Genomic DNA, 20510 nt, shown 5'->3' on the forward strand with positions numbered 1-20510 from the left:
CGATTCTAACATACAACCACACAAAATGCAGTTAATTAGATATAATACGTATATATGATGAGAAAAATAACAGCAACAGTTAACAGATATATACAGCTTTGAAAGGAGAAAACCGATGCAGATAACAATTGTCGTCGTTGGAAAACTAAAAGAAAAATACCTCAAGCAAGGTATCGATGAATATATGAAACGACTAAGTAGCTATGCTAAGGTTCAAATTATAGAAGTAGCTGACGAGAAAGCACCTGAAAACCTAAGTGAAGCAGGGGAAGTACAGGTTAAAGATAAGGAAGGACAGCGGATATTAGGAAATATTAAACCAGACAGCCACTGTATTGCATTAGCAATCGAAGGTAAACAACAGTCCTCAGAAGCTCTAGCTGCAAACCTGGACAAGCTCGCCACCTATGGCAAGAGTCATATTACATTGGTTATTGGCGGTAGCTTAGGGTTAAGTGATGATGTATTAAAAAGAGCCGACGAGAAGCTGTCATTTTCGAAGATGACCTTACCCCATCAGCTTATGCGGTTGATATTGCTCGAGCAGGTATATCGGGCGTTTAGGATAAATAAAGGTGAACCGTATCATAAGTGACACAAAATGCAAGTAGTAGCAATGCAAGAAAAAGTAGGAGGCACATAGTCAGAATTCACTAAAAAAACTATTTTTTTCGAATAATAACGTAGTATAATAGAAGATAGATATAAATAAAATATAAAAAAGATAGGATAAAGGAGAGAGAAGAAATGAAAGTCACATTATTCACAACCTGTATTGTCGATTTTATGGCAATGAATGTCGGCAAAGCTACTGTTGAATTACTAGAAAGTTTGGGGCATGAGATCGATTATCCTACGAATCAAACATGCTGTGGGCAACCTATGTACAACACTGGATACGTAGAGAAAACAAAAAGCACAATCAAGCACTTTATCGAAACGTTTGAACATGCAGAAGTAATTGTTTCACCTTCAGGTTCTTGTGTTTCATTTGTAAAAGAATATCCTCATGTTCTAGCGGATGATAAAGATTGGAAAGAAAGAGCGGAGAAAGTTGCAGCAAAAACATATGAACTATCTCAATTTTTAATAGACGTTATTAATATAAATGACTTTTCTGCGAAATTACCAGGAAAGGCTGTATACCACAGCAACTGCCATACAGCTAGATTCTTAAAAGTGAAAGAACAGCCATTACAACTTCTTTCAAAAGTAGAAGGTTTAGAATTAGTAGATTTCCACAATTCGGACAAGTGTTGCGGGTTTGGTGGTACCTTCTCTGTTAAAATGGGGGACATCTCAGCTGAGGTTGCTGATGAAAAAGCAAGGTATATCCAAGAAGCTAATCCTGATTATTTGATAGGTGCAGACTTCGCTTGTCTAATGAATATAGGTGGACGTTTAAGTAGAATTGGATCAAATATCAAAGTCATGCACATTGCTGAAGTACTAAATTCTAAATAGAAAGGAGAGTTAAAATGGGGATAAAAATTAACGACAAAAGCTTTAAGAAAAACCTTGAAAAAAATCTAAACGATGATTTTATGCGTGCTGCAATGGTGAAAGCCCAGGATTTAATTAATAAAAACAGAGCTAACGTGTTGTCGCAATTGGGAGATGGTAATTACCAAGAGTGGCAAAAACTATCGGGAGAAGCTCGTGCCCACGCTATTGAAAACTTAGATTTCTACTTAAATCAATTCGCTGAAAATGTTGTCAAAAATGGAGGCACCGTATTTTTTGCAAAGGATGCAAAGGAAGCCTCTCAGTATGTTACTAATCTAGCAATAGAAAAAGGTGTTAAAAAAGTTGTAAAAGCTAAATCGATGGTTACAGAAGAAATTGGACTTAACCATGATTTAATTGATGCAGGGGTAGATGTAAAAGAAACTGACCTAGCGGAATACATTTTGCAATTAGATGATTGGAATCCACCTTCACATATGGTAGTGCCATCTTTACATTTAAACAAGACGCAAATTCGCGATGTTTTTGCCAAGAATGGATATTCTGGCAAAGATATTCCAGAAGATTTAGCTGCATTCGCTCGTGCCCAACTGCGTAATGAATTCTTAACGGCTGACATGGGAATTTACGGATGTAATTTTGCTATCGCTGAATCAGGAGCGATTACATTAATCAGTAATGAAGGGAATATCGATCTATGTACATCAGCACCTGAATTACAGGTAGCGGTAATGGGGATGGAACGGATCTTAGCTACCTATGAAGATGCGGATATCTGTATTAGCTTATTAGCTAGAAATGCAGTAGGGGCAAAAAGCACAAGCTATACGACATTTGTAAACGGCATTACTGAAGAAGGCGCTGCGGATGGTGCTAAAGAATTTCATGTAGTGATCGTTGATAATGGACGTTCTAAAGTATTGAAGTCTCAATTTAAAGAAGTATTGCAATGTATGCGCTGTGCAGCATGTTTAAATATCTGTCCAATATATCGACAAGTTGGTGGCCACTCTTATAATTCTATCTATTCTGGGCCACTGGGTGTTGTTTTGACGCCACTTCTTGCCGGCTATGAAGACTTTGAAGAGCTTCCATATATGTGTTCACTTTGTGGGGCGTGTACAGAGGTTTGTCCATCTAATATCAAGTTACATTCATTAATTCATGAGCACAAGCGAGTATTAGCGGAAGACAAGAAGAACTCTGCATTCTGGGGTGTGAGTATGACTGGAGCAGGTAAGGTGTTCAGTCGTCCATGGATGTATAAGTTGGGAACAGGTATTGCTCCATTAATGACAAAGCCACTTATGGAAGATGGAAAAATTAAGAAAGGTATCAGTATTCTTAAAGGGTGGACTGACAAACGTGACATGCCAGCATTGGAGAAAACACGTTTTAGAGATTGGTATGCCTCTAGAAGTAAAGGAGGTAATAAATAATGAAAAAAGGACAAATTTTAAATAGAGAGTCATTTATTTCTAACCTTTCAAACATACTAGGTCGAGAAATGCCGAAAGAAGTTGTGCATCCTGGATTATCAAGCAAACCTCATCTTGAAATTTATAAGGGCTATACTCAAGCACAACTAGCTGAAGAATTCCATAAAAATGCCCAGGTTAACAAAGCTGGATCGGGTGGTAAGATTGATTCCTTAATTATCGAGAAAAAAGATCTTGCAAATACAGTAGCAGAGAAACTAGTTGAACATGGAACGGGGCCAATTATCGCATGGAACGATGAGCGTTTTGCAGAATGGGGCCTAAATGAAGTGTTGAAAGATGCATATGTTTGGACTGATAAAAAAGGCCGTGAAAATGTCGATAAAGCATTGGAAGCATCTTATGGCGTCTGTATTAGTGATATTTCACTTGCTGAAACAGCTTCTTACACCGTCATTGATAAGCTGGGAAAAGGAAGGTCGTCAAACTTCTTGCCTTTAAATTATGTATGTATAGTACCGCAAAGTACAATTGTTCCGCGTTTAACGCAAGCAATGCAAAAGCTTCATGAGATGTCAAAAGAGGGAATAAATCCTGCAGCCATTAACTTTATTTGTGGTTCAAGTAGCTCCTCTGACATTGAGTTAAACAAGGTATGGGGCGTACATGGACCTATCCGTTTAACATACCTCATTGTTTCTGATTTGTAAAAATATAGCAAACGTTTTTTAGAAGACCAGTCTCTTACAAGGAGATTGGTCTATTTTCTTGTTGCAAAGTGATGTCAGGCACCAGTGTTGGGGCACTGGCGGTCACTATTTTACAATCATTACTGGACATTGGACGTTTTTTGCTACCTTATGGCTTACGCTACCTAACATGAACTCCTGAAAAGAGCTAAGTCCACGACTTCCAATAACGACTACATCAAATTCATTCTCATTTGCGTGTTTTATAATTGAAGCTGCTGGATCTCCACGTAAAAACTTTATCTCATATGAAACTCCTGCATTATCAGCTCTCTCTATTGTATCCTTTAGACGTTCTTTTCTTTTCTCTAAGACGCCGAATTGGTCCATCTGTCTCAATGCATCAGCTTTTGATGTTTTGCTATCGACTACATAGACTACATCAATGTGTGATCCTTCATTTAACTTAGCTAAAGAAATTGCTCGATCAGCAGCTCTGAGGGAATGCTTCGAACCGTCCGCTGCGAGTAGAATTTTTTGGTACATTTTAATTCCTCCCCGAATCTACATCTACAACTGATATCTTCAGAACTTATCATACATTACATTCATAAGTAAGGAAAGTCAAAATCAATCATTAGAGAAAGTGACTAGGTAGGGTAAGGATAAGGTGCGGCAAAGTTAGTATTTAGAAGAAAAACAACGTATAATGATGAACTGTATATATAAAAGCTATATATCAAAGTTTACTGAGTTCGTCGTTATTGGTAAAATAAAATCTTATTGATTGCGAACGATAAAGGTAGTCTGCTTAAAAATTGAAACTAAAACAGAGGAGAGGTGATAGCTTGAATGTTCAAGCAATAAAAGAAGAGTGGTTTAGTAATGTAAAGGGAGATACATTAGCAGGAATCGTTGTAGCGTTAGCACTAATTCCGGAAGCTATTGCCTTTTCAATCATTGCAGGGGTAGATCCGATGGTTGGGCTATATGCTTCTTTTTGTATTGCCGTAGTAATTGCCTTTATAGGTGGGCGTCCAGGAATGATATCTGCCGCAACAGGCGCAATGGCTTTATTGATGATAACGTTAGTTGCAGATCACGGGCTACAATATTTGTTAGCTGCAACTGTCTTAACAGGAATTATTCAAATTCTATTTGGAGTTTTCAAATTAGCAAAGTACATGAAATTTGTACCTAGGTCGGTGATGGTTGGTTTTGTTAATGCATTAGCAATCTTGATTTTTATCGCGCAGTTAGAGAATTTTGTAGGTGCAAATTGGGTGATGTATGCAATGGTAGCATTAACTCTAGCAATTATCTATATTTTACCAAGGTTTTCTAGTGCGATTCCTTCGACCTTAGTAGCAATCGTTGCTGTAACCGCAATTGCAATTTTTGGCAAGCTAGGAATTAGTACTGTTGGTGATATGGGAGCACTACCAAGCACTTTACCAGTTTTCTTAATTCCATCCATACCATTAACAATTGAGACATTATTGATTATTTTGCCATATTCATTGGCCTTAGCGGTTGTAGGTCTATTAGAGTCATTACTTACTGCTCAGATTGTTGACGATATGACGGAAACTGACAGTGATAAGAATAAAGAAAGTCGTGGGCAAGGAATTGCAAACGTTATTACAGGATTTTTCGGTGGAATGGCTGGATGTGCGATGATTGGTCAGTCAGTTATCAACGTCAAGTCAGGTGGTAGAGGACGTCTTTCGTGTCTCGTTGCTGGGGTAGTCCTTATGTTTCTAATCATCATGCTAGGTTCCGTTGTTGTGCAAATTCCAATGGCAGCATTAGTCGGTGTTATGTTTATGGTATCTATTGGAACATTTGATTGGAACTCTATACGAACGATACACCTAATCCCAAAAACAGATGCTATTGTTATGGTAGTTACGGTATTGACTGTAGTATTTACTCATAACTTAGCCATTGGAGTACTTACAGGTGTTGTATTAAGTGCGCTGTTCTTCGGAGCGAAAATATCAAAAGTTGATGTTAATTCAGAGCTTGCTGAAAATGGAAAGAAGAAAATATATTACGTGGAAGGACAGTTGTTTTTCGTATCGGTTACTGATTTTGTGGATGCTTTTGACTTTAAAGATGACGTAAAAGTAGTCGAAATTGATTTTACACGATCTCACCTATGGGACGATTCGGCGATTGGTGCGATAGATAAAGTAAAAATGCGCTATGAGCAAAATGGGATCACTGTCCAGTTGACGAATATGAATAAGGAAAGCTCACGCTTGATGAATCGCATAGGTGGATTATCTACAAAATCGGGTCATTAGATTAAATGTTATTTTAGATGAAAAATTATGGAGGTAACGAAATGTTTCTGAAGATATTACTAGCAGCAGATGGTTCTGAGCATTCTGTAAGAGCGGCAGAGCATACAGTTCGTTTAATAGCTGGCCAAGCAGAGGGGTTTGTCACGGTTGTCTACGCCGTAGACGGCTCTACGTCAAAATCTGATGTGCTGCACAACAATAGTGAAACTGAAATAGCCATCAGTCGTAAAGAAAAGCTTAAAAATGTTTTTGGAGTACTTGAGAGTGCTAATATAAAATATGAGCTGAAAATCATACATGGCGATCCTGGTGAGGCGATAACAGAATATGCAAACAAACAATATTTCGATTGTTTAGTGATAGGCAGTCGAGGTCTTAACCGCCTACAAAGCATGGTACTAGGTGGAGTTAGTCATAAAGTTGCTAAAAGAGCAAAGTGTCCTGTGATGATAGTAAAATAATGCACTAACAACATATAGCCTAGATTAACTGATTTAAAACAGTTAATCTAGGCTTATTTTTGTAACGCAGCACAATCTGGGGAGTATTGAATCTCATTTAGTACCACCCGTTATGGGTGGGTACATTTTAAAAATACTACCCCTTTCGTGTGTATTGCGTATTTATATAAAACGCTACACTTAGATTAAAAGTGTAAGGGGAGGTTAATGTAATGAATTTAATAAAAAGAAGTCTTTATACAAAAACAAAGTATTTGGTGGTTCCATTGCTACTGCTGACGCTAGTTTTTGCTGGGTGTGGTAATACATCGGAAACTGGTAATCCTGCTTCATCAACTGAACAATCTGCAAATGCTTCCGAAGGGCTAGTGTTAGAGCTTAGGGAGATAGGTTTTAGTCCAGCAAATTTAAGGGTTAACGACATCATCCTTAGCGCAATTCAAGAAGCTGGTGAAAAAATTGAAGTTGATAAGGACGGCAGATTCTCCATCGATTACTCAGGTGTAGTCTATGAGAGTAACACTGCTAAAGCAACGGTGAATCAACTTAAGATAAGTGGTCAAATTAGCAATACGGATTTTTCTAATGCAGGTGAGGGTGTAGGAGAAGGTACGATATATGCGGTTATAAATATTAATATAATCAGAGATATAAGTGGAGAAAAATATGTTGAGGATTTTACACATACAATCAATAGCGACTATAACCTAATCGCCGAGGCCTGGGCTGGTAGTGATGAAGAGCTTGTAATTATGCAGGCAAGTAGCACTGCAAAGCTAATAGGTACACAAGATACGATGGGGTTTACTGGAAAAGAAGTAGTAGCTATCGATAAAGAAGAGAATTTCAACGCAAATTATTACTTCCGAGTAAGAAGATAATGTTAACAAAGGAGAAGAGTCTGTAAACCGGTGGTGTATATATGATAAAGAATAAAGTAGTAGCTACGTTAATCTCTTTCATAATAATCATGGTTGTAGTGGCGCAACCAGTACTAAGTACAGAAGCTAGTGAAAGTGAACATGGCAAAGTTCACATATATTTTGATGAGAATTATAATATTACTGGGCCGATTACAACCAATCCAGAATATATTCCATTGCAGCATATGCTACTCTTATTGGATGAATTGATACCTCTTGACAAAGATTTTACAATTAATAAAGAGAACCATTTCTCTAATGAACAAACAGCTATGTACCCTAACTTGTCTGGGGAAGGGAGACTTGTATTAAAAGGGGTGGCCCAAATCCCTGAGGGGAGCAATCAGCCCGAAATTTCGGGAACATTCTTTTATACAGCAGAAGTGAATGCAGAATTATATTCAGGCGGGCACAAAAGACATCAAATTACATTAGAAGGAGATTTCATCTTTGACATTAATCCCAATAATCAGAGGGCTATATTATACATTGGACCATCTATAACGAATAATCCAGCAATAGAAACACTCTACACATCAACTACTTCAGGCACTGGTAATTTTCTTCAAGTACATGAGGAAACAAAGGAAAATACTCGAGCATACATGGTATATTTTCAATACGCTGTCTTAGCAGAAGAGGATGAGCATATAACGGAAATAGAAGAAGAGATGATAGAAGAGGAGAGTAATGAGCTAATAAAGCGCGATATAGGTAGCATCAGGCAACCTCGGCCTGATCAATTTGGCCCCCTCGCAGGACAGAATATATTATCAGGGGTACAATTTGATGATTTGTATGGAGAAGTTATGGTTTGGGACACTGATGATTGGGAAGATTCTTTCTCTGCTGGATTGAACGCGGAGATCTATGTTCATTCAGTTATTGTAACTGGACCGAACAGTGGAGCTAGATTGTCATTGCGAGATGGAACAATTTTTGTAATGGGCCCCAATTCTATGGTAACAGTTAGCGACGAAAGTGATGAAAATGGTAGGTTAGGTCTGCTGGTAGGGCACGTCATGATCAATGTCAGACAAATGCTTCGAGATGGTTCTATGGATATAGAAATGTCTGTGGCTGCTGCAGGAGCAAGGGGTACAATATTTGTTGTGGAAGAGACGGAAAATACATCCACGCTAAAGGTGCTGGAAGGAACAGTAGAATTTAAAACAATAAGGAATGAATCCTTTATATTAGAGTCTGGTCAGATGATAACTGCAACAGAGGAAGCAACAGGCAGTGTAGTAGGTTTTTCAATTGATGAGGAACTTAAGAACTGGCCGACTAAAACTGAAGAAGAAATTAGAGCAACCCTAATTGAAAAAGGAATTAACGTTGAAGTACAGCAAGATAGTGAGAAAGGGATACCTATTGTTATAATTACTATACCAATTTTAGCAGTAGCTATAGCTGGTTACATTTTTTATACGAAGAAGTAACATAACACAAAACTGAATTACTGAGAAAGGAATTATATTGCACTGTCATAAGACGGTGCTTTTATTTTTGATTAGACAATATTTTAGAAAGCCGATGAAGCGAATGTATGCTAAAAGCAATTTTTTTAAGACCATTTACAGAGAGACTAGCCAGCAAGTAAAACTATTAAAGTCATTTATTAAAAATAACAAAATAAATTTATTGACATTTTATGGGCGGGGTGTTATTCTACTGATGTGGAGTGTATAAAAAATGCACTATGTTAAAAATGACAGTTGTATTATTGGTGAAAAAGTCCACACAGATGCTACTATAAATAAGTATAAATCCGAATTTTACAGCTATTGGAGCGGGTGGATTTAATGGCTATGTAGTTCACGGATTTATTGAAAAAGATTTGTATGTCTTAGAAAGTATTGATGTTAATAATGCTACCTATGTTATTAGAGGAGATTGGGAAAACATCTCGAAGTTAACAAAGTCAGAAATACTTCAAAATAATCTGCACGAAAAAAGAATAATCCACAATGCAGAATGGTATTCTGCGATTAAAAATCTTCTGAAGTAAATTAATTGTCATGCATAGACACATGTCTTTGCATGACAACCTATTATTGAATCGAGGTGAACCAGTTTGTATTTTAAATTAGGAGAACTGTCTACTATAACAACAGGGCTAGTTGTTAAAAGAAAGGAAGCCGCACCAGGAGTAAATAACATAGCTTATAAATTAATTACCCTTAAAAGTATAAACTACGAAGGATACTTAGATACTGTAGCACTAGATAACTTCTATAGTATTGAAGAGATAGATGATAAATACCTTACTAAAGTTGGAGATGTAATAGTTAGGCTAAGTGACCCTTTCACAGCAATTACAATTAAAGATGGAGAAGATAACTTATTAGTATCATCACTTTTTGCGATTGTGAGAATCAAAGATAGTAATGTAACACCAGAATATTTGTCAGTGTATTTAAATAGTGAAATGTTGAAAAAGCATTATGCAAAAGAGTCTAGCGGTTCAGCTGTCCAGATGATAAAGATGTCATCAATAAAAGAAGTTCAGATTAATGTACTTGATAGTAAGATGCAAAACGAAGTGGTCGTTTTAAATGATTTGATGTTACGTGAATCTAAACTTTTAAATGAATTAAAAGAACAAAAAAGCATGTATAATCGGCAACTAATAAGTGAAATTTTACAGGGGGTAGTCAAAAATGGAAATTAAGAAATATACACAGCAAGAAGTAAATAGCACTTTATGGAGAGCTTGTGATACCTTTAGAGGAAAAATTGATTCATCAATATATAAAGATTACGTGTTGGTCATGCTCTTTATCAAATATGTTAGTGATATCTATAAAGAGCATAAGGAAGTACTTATGGAGAAATACGATAATGATGTAGAAATGGTACAAAGACAAATGCGTTATGAGCGCTTTGTGCTTGACGAAATCTCAACCTTTGATTATATCTATAGCAAAAGGAACCAACCAGAAATAGGAGAAATTATTAATAAATCATTAGCTCATGTGGAAGAGGAAAACAAAACTAAACTCAGAGGAGTATTTAAGAACATTGATTTTAACTCAGAATCGGTTCTTGGTAACACCAAAGAACGAAATTCAATGCTAAAGAATCTTCTGGAAGATTTCAAGAATCTCGATCTAAGACCTTCTAGACTCATTGAAGAAGACGTAATCGGCAACGCTTATGAATATATGATTGCAAACTTTGCTTCCGATGCAGGGAAGAAGGGCGGAGAATTTTTTACACCGTCAGAAGTATCTGAACTGCTATCAAGACTAGTTAAACCAGAAGAAAATGATCGAATTTATGATCCCACATGTGGCTCAGGATCGTTATTGATTAAAGCATTTAATAAAATACCTTCTGGAAAAGCGCAAATATACGGGCAAGAAAGAAATGGGCAAACTCATTCCCTTGCTCGCATGAACATGTTCCTTCATAACATTGATGATGCGAAAATTGCCTGGGGAGATACACTGTCTAATCCATTACATCTGGAAAATGACAAGCTTATGAAGTTCCAAGTAGTGGTTGCAAATCCACCATTTTCTTTAGATAAATGGGCAATGGGCTTTGCAGGCGAAGGCAGTGATAAAGCATTTAAAATGGAAGAAAGTCTAGATCCGTATAAGAGGTTTGGTTTTGGCGTTCCCCCAATCTCTAAAGGCGATTATGCATTTGTGCTGCATATGATTCACTCCTTAGCAGAAGGTGGGAGAATGGCAACAGTTCTACCACATGGGGTTCTGTTTAGAGGAGCAAGCGAAGGAAAGATTAGACAAAAGCTGATTGAGATGAATCTACTAGATGCAGTCATTGGGCTTCCGGCAAACTTGTTTTTTGGCACTGGTATACCAGCATGCGTTCTAGTATTTAAACAAAATAGAAGTAGAGATGATGTTATATTTATAGATGCTTCGAAAGAAGGCTTTTATGAAAAAGGCAAAAATCAGAATAAGCTACGCGAAGAAGATATTCAGAGAATTGTAGATGCTTATGATAACTATGAAACAGTAGATAAGTTTGCGTATGTAGCAACGAAAGAAGAAATTAAAGAAAATGATTACAATCTTAACATCCCTCGCTATGTAGATACGTTTGAAGAAGAAGAAATGGTCGATATGGAAGCAGTAGCTGAGAATATAGCTAAGATTAAGTCGGAATTAGCTGAAGTGGAAGAGCAGATGGAGAAGTATTTGAAAGAGCTAGGCTTGTAAGGGGTGAGGAGTTTGAGAGAAGATGTAAAAGAAATAATTAAATTGATTAAAATGGGGATAATTCCCTGCGGTTACAAAAAAACAAAATGTGGTGTATTGCCAGTTGATTGGCCCATTGTAGATTTTGGGAAAATTTTTAAAATAAATCAAGGGCTTCAAATCCCAATTTCTGAAAGGTTTTTAGAAAAAGGAAAGAACCGATATTATTATATTACAAATCAATTTATTAAGAATTTGAATACAGAAGGTGAAAAATATTATATCGAAGCACCTAGTCAAAGTGTTATTTGTTGTGAAGATGACGTGTTGATGACACGCACAGGTAACACAGGGATGGTGGTTACAAACGTAAATGGAGTATTCCATAATAATTTTTTTAAAATAAGCTTTGATCGAAGCAAGTACGATAAGAACTTTATTGTGCACTATCTAATGTCCTCGTATTGTCAAAACATAATTATGAAATTTGCAGGAACAAGTACTATCCCAGATTTAAATCATGGAGATTTCTATAAAATTAAGTTTGTCAATATACAAAGGGCTGAACAACAAAAAATAGCTAAAATCCTTTCATCCTGGGACAAAGCCATCGAGCTAAAAGAACAGCTAATCGAAGAAAAGAAAAAGCAAAAGAAAGGACTTATGCAAAAGCTATTAACTAGTGAAGTTAGGTTGCTAGGTTTTGATGAGAAGTGGGAGAAAGTTCTCTTAAAAGATATTTTTAAGCGAGTTACGAGAAAGAATACAATAGGTAATACAAATGTTCTTACGATATCAGCGCAAAAAGGCCTGATTAATCAAAAAGACTTTTTTAAAAAATCTGTTGCAAGTAGTATCTTGGATAATTATTACCTTCTACGTAAAGGTGAATTTGCCTATAATAAAAGCTATTCAAACGGTTATCCAAAGGGTGCGATAAAACGCCTTAATCATTATGATAGTGGCGTTGTTACTACTCTGTATATTTGCTTTAAATTAATTGACAGTTCAGAAAACAACGCAGAATATTTTGAACATTATTTTGAATCAGGTTTGTTAAATCAAGCTATAACTAAAATTGCACATGAAGGTGGAAGAGCTCACGGACTACTAAATGTATCGTCTGAAGATTTTTTTAACTTACCAATACAAATACCTAGTTATAAAACACAAGTAAAAATAGCAGAAATTTTAACGTGTGCTGACAGAGAGAGGCAATTACTAGAACAAGAATTAGAAGCCCTAAAAATCCAAAAAAAGGGCCTGATGCAGCTTTTATTAACTGGAATCGTTAGGGTTATGTGCTAGATAAATATTCATTAACTCTTAATGGGGGAATTGCTGATGAACGATATAAAGTCATATAAGAACTCAATATTTGAAGATATAAAGCAGTTTACAGATGAAGGCATGGAATTTTGGTATGCTAGACAATTACAAGAGATTCTGGAATACACTGAATGGCGAAATTTTTTGAAAGTAATAGATAAAGCTAAGAGTGCATGCATCAACAGCGAAAACGATATATCGGACCATTTTGTTGACGTCAACAATATGGTCCAACTAGGATCAGGCGCCAAAAGAGAAGTTGAAGACATCATGCTATCACGTTACGCTTGCTATCTAATCGTTCAAAACAGTGACCCGCGTAAAGAAGTTATTGCACTTGGCCAGACATACTTTGCGATAAAAACTAGACAAAGGGAACTTGATGAACAGAATTATGAGCAATTATCAGAAGACCAAAAAAGATTGGCTATTCGAAACGAAATGATAGCGCACAATAAATCGTTAGCAGAAGCAGCTCAAATGGCAGGGATAGCTAACCCGAAAGACTATGCTATATTTCAAAACAAAGGCTACCAAGGTTTATATGGTGGGTTGGGAGTAAAAGAGATTCATCAGAGAAAAGGATTGAAAAGAAGCCATAAGATTCTTGATCATATGGGAAGCACAGAGCTTGCAGCTAATTTATTTAGAGCCACACAAACAGATGAAAAATTAAGACGGGAACAAATAGTTGGCAAAGCCAATGCAAATAAAACACACTTTGAAGTTGGGCGTAAGGTGAGGCAAACGATTGCAGAGTTAGGTGGAACTATGCCAGAGGAATTACCTACACCAGATAAAAGTGTCAAACAAATTGAGAAGGAGCAACAAAAAAAGTTGAATGAAAAACGTAAGTGAGGTGAAGGTATGAGTAGAGCAAAAGAATACGATGAACTCAATATATCCCAATCACCAGCACTTGAAGTGCTCAGCAATATTGGGTACACTCCTATTGCTGCAGAGAAAGCTGAATTGATGCGTGGCAATCTTTATAATGTAGTTCTGAAAGAAGTCCTTTACGAGCGCCTAAAAGCAATAAACAGTTTCGAATATAAAGGTGAAACCTATAATTTTTCTGAAAAGAATATTCTTCAAGCGATACAAGATATTGATGAGGCACTAACCGATGGGCTTATAAAAACCAACGAAAAGATATATGATTCTTTAATTCTTGGTAAAAGCTACCCTGAAAAAATATCAGATGTCGATGGAGTCAGGTCTTTTAACGTCAATTATATTGACTGGAAGCATCTAGAGAATAATGTTTTTCATGTAATAGAAGAATTTTCTATTGAGAGGGAAGATGGGCAAGGAACCGTACGACCAGACCTAGTTCTATTCATAAATGGAATACCTATAGGTGTTATAGAATGCAAAAAATCATCGATCTCTGTGGAACAAGGTATTAGTCAAATGCTCAGAAATCAAAGTAACGACTATGTACCACAGCTTTTTAAGTATGTGCAGGTGGTCATGTCTACCAATAAGAATGATACGCATTACGCTACGGTATACACACCTAAAAAATTCTGGTCAGCTTGGAAAGAAGATGTGGAATCATGTGAGTATAGTTGGTACAACACGGAACTTGAAAAAGCAGTTGTTGGGAGAATTCCGACATTTCAAGATAAAAGCATCGTCTCATTGTTTCATCCGGAGCGTATATTAAAGCTGATTCGATACTTTACACTATTTGATAAAAACGTGAAAAAAATTGCACGATATCAGCAATACTTTGCAATTAAAGAAATAGTTAATACTATTTCTGAGACTGATAAAAATGGAAATAGGCAATCAGGTGTTGTTTGGCACACGCAGGGCTCAGGAAAATCTTTGACTATGGTCATGCTTGCGAGATATATTCTAGCAGAGATGGCAGACCTTCACCCTAAAGTGCTCGTTATTACTGATAGAGTAGAACTAGATGGACAAATTCATAAGACGTTTAATCATTCCAGGCTTAAAGCTGCTAAAGCTAGCAGTGGTAGAAATCTAGTAAAATTAATCAATGACAACAGTGCTGATATTATCACATCACTTGTTCATAAATTTGATACAGCAGCTAAACATCAAGATCCCGTCAAGTCTAATAACATCTTTGTATTGATAGACGAGTCGCACCGGACGCAATACGGTGAACTTCATATCAAAATGAAGAATGTATTTCCTAATGCTTGTTATTTAGGCTTTACTGGAACGCCACTGATGAAAAAAGACAAAAGCACATTGAACAAGTTTGGTAGTCGGATGATTCATAAATACACTATAAAAAATGGTGTTGAAGATGGAGCGATTGTTCCACTTCTATATGAGGGTAGACTAGTTGAACAAACAGTCAATCGCGCGGCAATCGATAAACGCATCGATATGATTATTCGAAACTTGAATGAGAAGCAAGCAGAAATGTTAAAAGCAAAATGGAGCAAATTTGAAGCAATAGCATCTTCTGAGCAACGCATACGATTGATAGCAGATGATATTTATATGCACTTCAAAACGTTTTATAAAGGGACATTTGCGAAAGCGATGCTAGCAACGAATACTAAGTTTGACGCTATCCGTTACCATGATGCTTTTCAAGAGTATGGAGATATGAGAACAGCAGTCGTAATATCTCCACCTGACCAACGAGAAGGATATGAAGATGTTAACGAAGAACCAGAGGACAAAGTCATTAAATTCTGGAATAAGCTGATACTTGGATATGCTGACCCATTAAAGTATGAAGAGTACGTAAAGAACGAATTTATCGATGGTGAAAGCATAGATATGTTGATTGTTGTAGATAAATTGTTAACTGGATTTGACGCGCCGAGGGCGACGATATTATATATAGACAAACCGATGAAAGAGCACACATTGTTGCAAGCAATCGCCCGAGTAAATCGACTCTATGAAGGCAAAGATTTTGGTATTATTGTCGATTATCGAGGTCTGATTGATGAATTGGATTCGGCATTGAAAAACTATTCGGGTGCGGGTCTCGAAAACTTTGACGGCGAGGATATTGCAGGAGCACTTGTAGATGTTATAGGCACCATAGGTTCTCTGAAACAAGCCTATTCGAATCTTGTGGCAATCTTCCGTATGGTAAAGAACAAAAATGATAAAGAAGAGTTCGAGTTACTTCTTGCTAACGATGAGATTCGTAATGATTTTTATAAGGAACTAAGTCAGTTTGCTAAATATTTTGGCATAGCGCTGGAATCAGAGCACGTATATAATGCGCTTGGGGAAAATGAGATTCTTCATTATAAAAGAGAACTTAAATTTTTCCAAGAACTGAGGGCATCTGTTAAATTGCGGTATTCTGATGCAATCGATCATAAAGAGTATGAATCAAAGATGAGAAATCTAATGGACACATATATTGCTGCTGAAGATGTCATACAAATAACGGCACCTGTGGATATTTTGAATGAAGAAGAATTTGAAGAAGAAATCTTGCGACTCGGTTCTCCTAGAGCAAAAGCGGATGCTATCAAAACAAGAATGACAAAAAGCATTACTGAAAAGTGGGATGAAAATCCAACCTATTACAAGAAATTCTCGCAACGCATAGAAGAAATTCTTGCGGCATATAAAGAAAAGCGGATATCAGATGCGGATTATCTTAAGCGTATGAATGAGGTAAAAGAGGATTACCGAAAAGGTTATTCTGGCACAAGCTATCCAGAAAAAATTAAGCACAATCTTCATGCTCAAGCTTTCTATGGAGTAATTAAAGAAGCGTTCGAAGATGAAAGTTTATACAGTGCGTGCGATAGCGATGTAGTACAGGAGATGAAAGAGGTATATAATTATGAAAACATACTGTCAGACATAGCTATTGATGCAGACACCATTATCGGCAAACATAGTAAAGTAGATTGGCATGATAACCCAGATGTTCATAAAGCAATCACAAGGTCATTAGATGATCTCCTTTACATGGTTAAGAAAAAACATTTTCCTGATTTAAATTATGATCAAATCGACAGGATTATTGAAAACATTAAAACTGTAGCTTTAAGAAGGTATTAGGTGAAGTATATGGAGAAACATTCAGTCACATATGGAACAAAAGAGATACAATTTCAACTGATACGAAAGAATATAAAGAATATCAACCTTAACGTGAAACCAGATATGAGCATTTCTATTTCGGCAAGCGGTAAAGTACCTTTAGACTATATATACCAGTTCGTGAAAGAAAAAGCACCTTGGATTGTTCGAAATGTCGGGTTTTTTAAAGAAGTGCAAGCAGAACATACTTCTATTAAAGAGTATGTCAGTGGAGAATCTTTCAAATATTTAGGAAAACAATATCGCTTAAAAGTTATTGAGTCAGATGCAGAAGTTGAGTCAGTAAAGTATTATCGAGGGTTTATAGAGTTAAAAGTTAAAGACAAAAAGAATCATGCAAAAAAAGAAAAGTTAGTAACTGCATGGTTTAAAGAAAAGGCAGAACTTAACTTTGCGGACAGTCTTAATCGTGTGTATCCGATAATCGAAAAACAAGGTGTGCCAAAGCCAGAAATACAAATCAGAACGATGAAAGCAAGATGGGGATCCTGCATAAAGGATAAAAATATTATAGTCTTGAATTTTGAATTAATAAAGGCACCAAAGTTTTGCATTGACTATGTGGTACTACATGAACTGATTCACTTTAAATATCAAAACCATGATGCAACTTTTTATGAATTATTGACATTGCTTATGCCTGATTGGAAACAGAGGAAAGCGATTTTAGATGAAGAGGTAGTGAGAGAGTTATAACTAGAGTGAAAAAATTCAAGCTAACTTTTCGTATGCTTGTTTCTTGACAAAGTGGTCTACAGGTTGTAAACTGAAGCCATGAAAGGTCTATAACTTGTAGACCAAAAGGAGTGCTATGCTATGGAATATAGATTTACGGATGCGGAAGCGAAGTTTGCTGATCTGATTTGGTTGAAAGAGCCTATTGCGTCGGGAGAATTAGTTAAGCTGTGCGAGCAGGAGTTTGACTGGAAGAAGTCGACCACGTACACGATGTTGAAGCGTCTTGAGGGCAAACAAATCTTTGCAAATGATAATGGTACTGTGAGTTCGCTAATTACTAAAGAAGATTTTTATGCTGGTCAAAGCAAACAATTTGTAGAAGATGCATTTGACGGGTCTTTGCCAAAGTTTTTAGCGGCATTTACTCGAAGCAAAAAAATAAGTGACCAGGAAATTGATGAATTACAAAAACTAATTGATCAGCATAAGGAGGAGTAGCTGTGGATACGCTGTTTTTGCAGGTTTTAAATATGAGTATTACAGCTAGCTATGTTATCTTGTTTGTTATCATAGCAAGGCTGTTTCTTAAAAAGCTCCCTAAGATTTTCTCCTATGCTCTGTGGTCTGTAGTTTTATTTCGGCTTGTGAGCCCTTTTTCCTTCGAAAGTGTATTTAGCCTTTTACCTGGTAACACTCAGACTTTTAACACAGATATAGCTACTTCACAAGCACCGCGCATAGATAGTGGCATAACGGTTATCGACCAAGCAGTAAATAGAGCCCTGCCTGCACCAGCGGTAGAGGCAAGTGTGAATCCTATGCAGGTCTGGATAGCCTTGGGCGAAGTGATATGGATTATTGGTATTGTTGCTTTGCTTACTTATAGTATTTTTACTGCGATTAAATTGTCCAACAGGCTGAAGGCAGCAACACATGTTTATGATAATGTTTACGAAATGGATTGGATTAAGACACCATTTATATTCAGTATAATTAGCCCGAAGATTTATCTTCCAACAGGACTATCAGAAAAAGAAAAAGAGTATATTATCAGGCACGAACAGACACATATTAGCAGGTTTGACCATGTATTTAAGCCCGTTGCTTTTCTAGTGCTTAGTATTCACTGGTTTAATCCCCTGGTTTGGGTTGCTTTCATACTAATGAGTGAGGATATGGAGATGTCCTGTGATGAAAGTGTCATCAAACAAATGGGCAATGGGATTAAAAAGGATTATTCCACTTCATTACTAGCCCTATCTACGGGCAGGAGGATTATTGGTGGGTGTCCGCTAGCATTTGGAGAGAACAATACTAAGGGTCGCATAATGAATGTTTTGCATTATAAAAAGCCAGCCTTTTGGGTTGTTATAATAGTGGGTATTTTAGTAGTGGTTATGAGTTTTGGGCTTATGAGTAATCCTCAAGATAGCTCACTGACTATAGAAGATTATGCAAATAAAGTTATTGATGAGCGTATCGAATTTCTAGCAGGTGCTTATAGCATTATTAATCGTGAAATTACTAGACTTGAAAAAGTTACTTCCTTTGATCATATACTTCCATCAACTGTGGAAATCTGGCGTCTTGAATATCGTTTGCAGCCTGATGATATTAACAATGTTTTACTAGCAGGCGGCATGAATGAAATTGATGGTTGGATTACAGAAGATGAAAGCATGGGTAAGCCGATGCTTGTGTTTTCCTATCAAGGCTCTAAGCTTCAGTATTTAGGCATGATGAGAAGTGGCGAAGCAGATTTTACTAAAATATCTGGTCAAGAAATGGCTCTCCAGAGATTCTTAGAGGGGAAAGGTATATTGCCTAGGGTTACCTATAGCGGAAATCATATAGTTGTGAAATTTCCATTATCATCAGGAGAAACATCGCAGTTATTGTTATCACAGCCAGTATTGCAAGGCGACGAAGGCATGTGGTGTGTAGAACGCTGGATGGATGGGAACGGTAATTTGTATTATGAAATGCCAAACACGGATGGTTTTAAAGCAGATTACTATAGGGAGCTACAAGAGCGGGTAGATGCTGGCATTGATATGTCGCTTTTAGACCCATTACAGGTGGCGCTTGATTTCATAAACAATGAACTAGGTCAAAGAGTAACACTTGATAAATTAGAACCAATTAACAATGCTACTATAGAGGATTTCTATCAAACACCAGAAAGTAGTTATATTGGATATATATCAAATTTTACAGTAGATGAATTCACCAAATCCTCTTTTCATTTGGAGCAAATTGAGTGGCTGACATTAGGGGATACGGATAGGCTAAGAGAGTTAGATATTGATCCTAACTATATGATGCCTAACGGCTTCTACATCTACCAAAACCCTAACAGCTATCCAATGTTTCATCAGGTAACAGAGGAAACGGAATACAAGATTATAGACTGGGGTGCAGAGATTTATCATAAATCTGTTAATATGGAGCAGTTCATCGAGAGTCTAGAACAATATTCGAATTATGCACCTCCATATACAGTTGTTACTAAGGATGGATATGTTATAAGTATTACAGAGGTATATGTACCCTAATAAGCTAAGGAGGATATTATGACCAAACATCACATCTATACAATGAGTTTCGCAAAAGTCTATCCAATGTATATTGCGAAGGCTGAGAAAAAAGGACGCACGAAGGCAGAAGTTGATGAAATTATCTATTGGTTGACAGGCTATAGTCGGGAAGAGTTGGAAAAGCAACTGGAGAATCAGACAGACTTTGAGACTTTCTTTGCACAAGCTCCTCAGTTAAATCCTTCTCGAACTATGATTAAAGGTGTTGTCTGTGGTGTCCGAGTGGAAGACATCGAAGAGCCAACAATGCAGGAAATTCGCTATCTAGATAAGCTGATTGATGAGTTAGCAAAGGGAAAAGCGATGGAGAAGATTTTGAGAAAACGATAAGAATAACAAAGAAACACCGACCTCTAAGATAAAAAATTAGAAGGGCGGTGT

18 protein-coding genes are annotated in these 20510 nt (G+C 36.7%); 17 read left to right on the forward strand and 1 reads right to left on the reverse strand.

Features of this window, described 5'->3' with window-relative positions; all coding sequences use genetic code 11:
• Positions 1 to 115: 115 nt before the first annotated feature.
• The 4 genes from rlmH (at position 116) to BHF68_RS06070 (ending at position 3616) form a co-directional block, all read left to right on the forward strand.
• Positions 116 to 595 carry a 23S rRNA (pseudouridine(1915)-N(3))-methyltransferase RlmH gene (rlmH, locus tag BHF68_RS06055; RefSeq protein ID WP_069642748.1) on the forward strand — a complete coding sequence of 160 codons (480 nt, stop codon included), beginning with the start codon at positions 116 to 118 and terminating at the stop codon, positions 593 to 595.
• 152 nt (positions 596 to 747) lie between these two features.
• Complete coding sequence (locus tag BHF68_RS06060) at positions 748 to 1464, forward strand: (Fe-S)-binding protein (protein WP_069642749.1); 717 nt, start codon at positions 748 to 750, stop codon at positions 1462 to 1464.
• A 14-nt stretch (positions 1465 to 1478) separates the two neighbouring features.
• Positions 1479 to 2906 (forward strand): LutB/LldF family L-lactate oxidation iron-sulfur protein, encoded by a 1428-nt coding sequence (locus BHF68_RS06065; protein WP_069642750.1) that lies wholly within the window; start codon positions 1479 to 1481, stop codon positions 2904 to 2906.
• Positions 2906 to 3616 carry a LutC/YkgG family protein gene (locus tag BHF68_RS06070; protein WP_069642751.1) on the forward strand — a complete coding sequence of 237 codons (711 nt, stop codon included), beginning with the start codon at positions 2906 to 2908 and terminating at the stop codon, positions 3614 to 3616. Before BHF68_RS06065 ends, BHF68_RS06070 begins: the two co-directional genes overlap by 1 nt.
• Positions 3617 to 3721: 105 nt before the next feature.
• Here BHF68_RS06070 and BHF68_RS06075 read toward each other — a convergent pair whose 3' ends face one another.
• Complete coding sequence (locus BHF68_RS06075) at positions 3722 to 4141, reverse strand: universal stress protein (RefSeq protein ID WP_069642752.1); 420 nt, start codon at positions 4139 to 4141, stop codon at positions 3722 to 3724.
• A 302-nt stretch (positions 4142 to 4443) separates the two neighbouring features.
• Here BHF68_RS06075 and BHF68_RS06080 point away from each other — a divergent pair, with 302 nt between their 5' ends.
• The 13 genes from BHF68_RS06080 (at position 4444) to BHF68_RS06140 (ending at position 20459) form a co-directional block, all read left to right on the forward strand.
• Positions 4444 to 5904: a SulP family inorganic anion transporter gene (locus tag BHF68_RS06080; protein ID WP_069642753.1), complete on the forward strand. Its 1461-nt coding sequence runs from the start codon at positions 4444 to 4446 to the stop codon at positions 5902 to 5904.
• 41 nt (positions 5905 to 5945) lie between these two features.
• On the forward strand, positions 5946 to 6365 hold the full coding sequence (locus BHF68_RS06085; protein ID WP_069642754.1) for a universal stress protein: 420 nt from the start codon (positions 5946 to 5948) through the stop codon (positions 6363 to 6365).
• A gap of 212 nt (positions 6366 to 6577) precedes the next feature.
• Positions 6578 to 7246 (forward strand): hypothetical protein, encoded by a 669-nt coding sequence (locus BHF68_RS06090; RefSeq protein ID WP_069642755.1) that lies wholly within the window; start codon positions 6578 to 6580, stop codon positions 7244 to 7246.
• A gap of 41 nt (positions 7247 to 7287) precedes the next feature.
• On the forward strand, positions 7288 to 8730 hold the full coding sequence (locus BHF68_RS06095; protein ID WP_069642756.1) for a FecR domain-containing protein: 1443 nt from the start codon (positions 7288 to 7290) through the stop codon (positions 8728 to 8730).
• Positions 8731 to 9365: 635 nt separating this feature from the next.
• Positions 9366 to 9962 (forward strand): restriction endonuclease subunit S domain-containing protein, encoded by a 597-nt coding sequence (locus BHF68_RS06100; protein WP_069642757.1) that lies wholly within the window; start codon positions 9366 to 9368, stop codon positions 9960 to 9962.
• Positions 9952 to 11481, forward strand: a complete 1530-nt coding sequence (locus tag BHF68_RS06105) for a type I restriction-modification system subunit M (RefSeq protein WP_069642758.1) — start codon at positions 9952 to 9954, stop codon at positions 11479 to 11481. Before BHF68_RS06100 ends, BHF68_RS06105 begins: the two co-directional genes overlap by 11 nt.
• Positions 11482 to 11493: 12 nt before the next feature.
• The gene (locus BHF68_RS06110; RefSeq protein ID WP_084019247.1) at positions 11494 to 12768 is read left to right on the forward strand and encodes a restriction endonuclease subunit S; all 1275 of its coding nucleotides are present in this window, start codon (positions 11494 to 11496) and stop codon (positions 12766 to 12768) included.
• Positions 12769 to 12804: 36 nt separating this feature from the next.
• Complete coding sequence (gene dinD / locus BHF68_RS06115; protein ID WP_069642759.1) at positions 12805 to 13647, forward strand: DNA damage-inducible protein D; 843 nt, start codon at positions 12805 to 12807, stop codon at positions 13645 to 13647.
• Between the two features lie 9 nt (positions 13648 to 13656).
• Positions 13657 to 16812 carry a type I restriction endonuclease subunit R gene (locus tag BHF68_RS06120; protein ID WP_069642760.1) on the forward strand — a complete coding sequence of 1052 codons (3156 nt, stop codon included), beginning with the start codon at positions 13657 to 13659 and terminating at the stop codon, positions 16810 to 16812.
• Positions 16813 to 16821: 9 nt separating this feature from the next.
• Entirely contained in the window at positions 16822 to 17550 is a 729-nt protein-coding gene (locus BHF68_RS06125; RefSeq protein WP_069642967.1) for a M48 family metallopeptidase, read from the forward strand.
• 120 nt (positions 17551 to 17670) lie between these two features.
• Positions 17671 to 18030 (forward strand): BlaI/MecI/CopY family transcriptional regulator, encoded by a 360-nt coding sequence (locus BHF68_RS06130; RefSeq protein WP_069642761.1) that lies wholly within the window; start codon positions 17671 to 17673, stop codon positions 18028 to 18030.
• Positions 18031 to 18032: 2 nt separating this feature from the next.
• A complete protein-coding gene (locus BHF68_RS06135) occupies positions 18033 to 20087 on the forward strand; it encodes a M56 family metallopeptidase (protein ID WP_069642762.1) in 2055 nt (684 codons plus the stop codon).
• A gap of 18 nt (positions 20088 to 20105) precedes the next feature.
• The gene (locus tag BHF68_RS06140) at positions 20106 to 20459 is read left to right on the forward strand and encodes a DUF2200 domain-containing protein (protein ID WP_069642763.1); all 354 of its coding nucleotides are present in this window, start codon (positions 20106 to 20108) and stop codon (positions 20457 to 20459) included.
• Positions 20460 to 20510 lie beyond the last annotated feature (51 nt).

It is taken from the genome of Desulfuribacillus alkaliarsenatis (assembly GCF_001730225.1).
GTDB lineage: Bacteria > Bacillota > Bacilli > Desulfuribacillales > Desulfuribacillaceae > Desulfuribacillus > Desulfuribacillus alkaliarsenatis.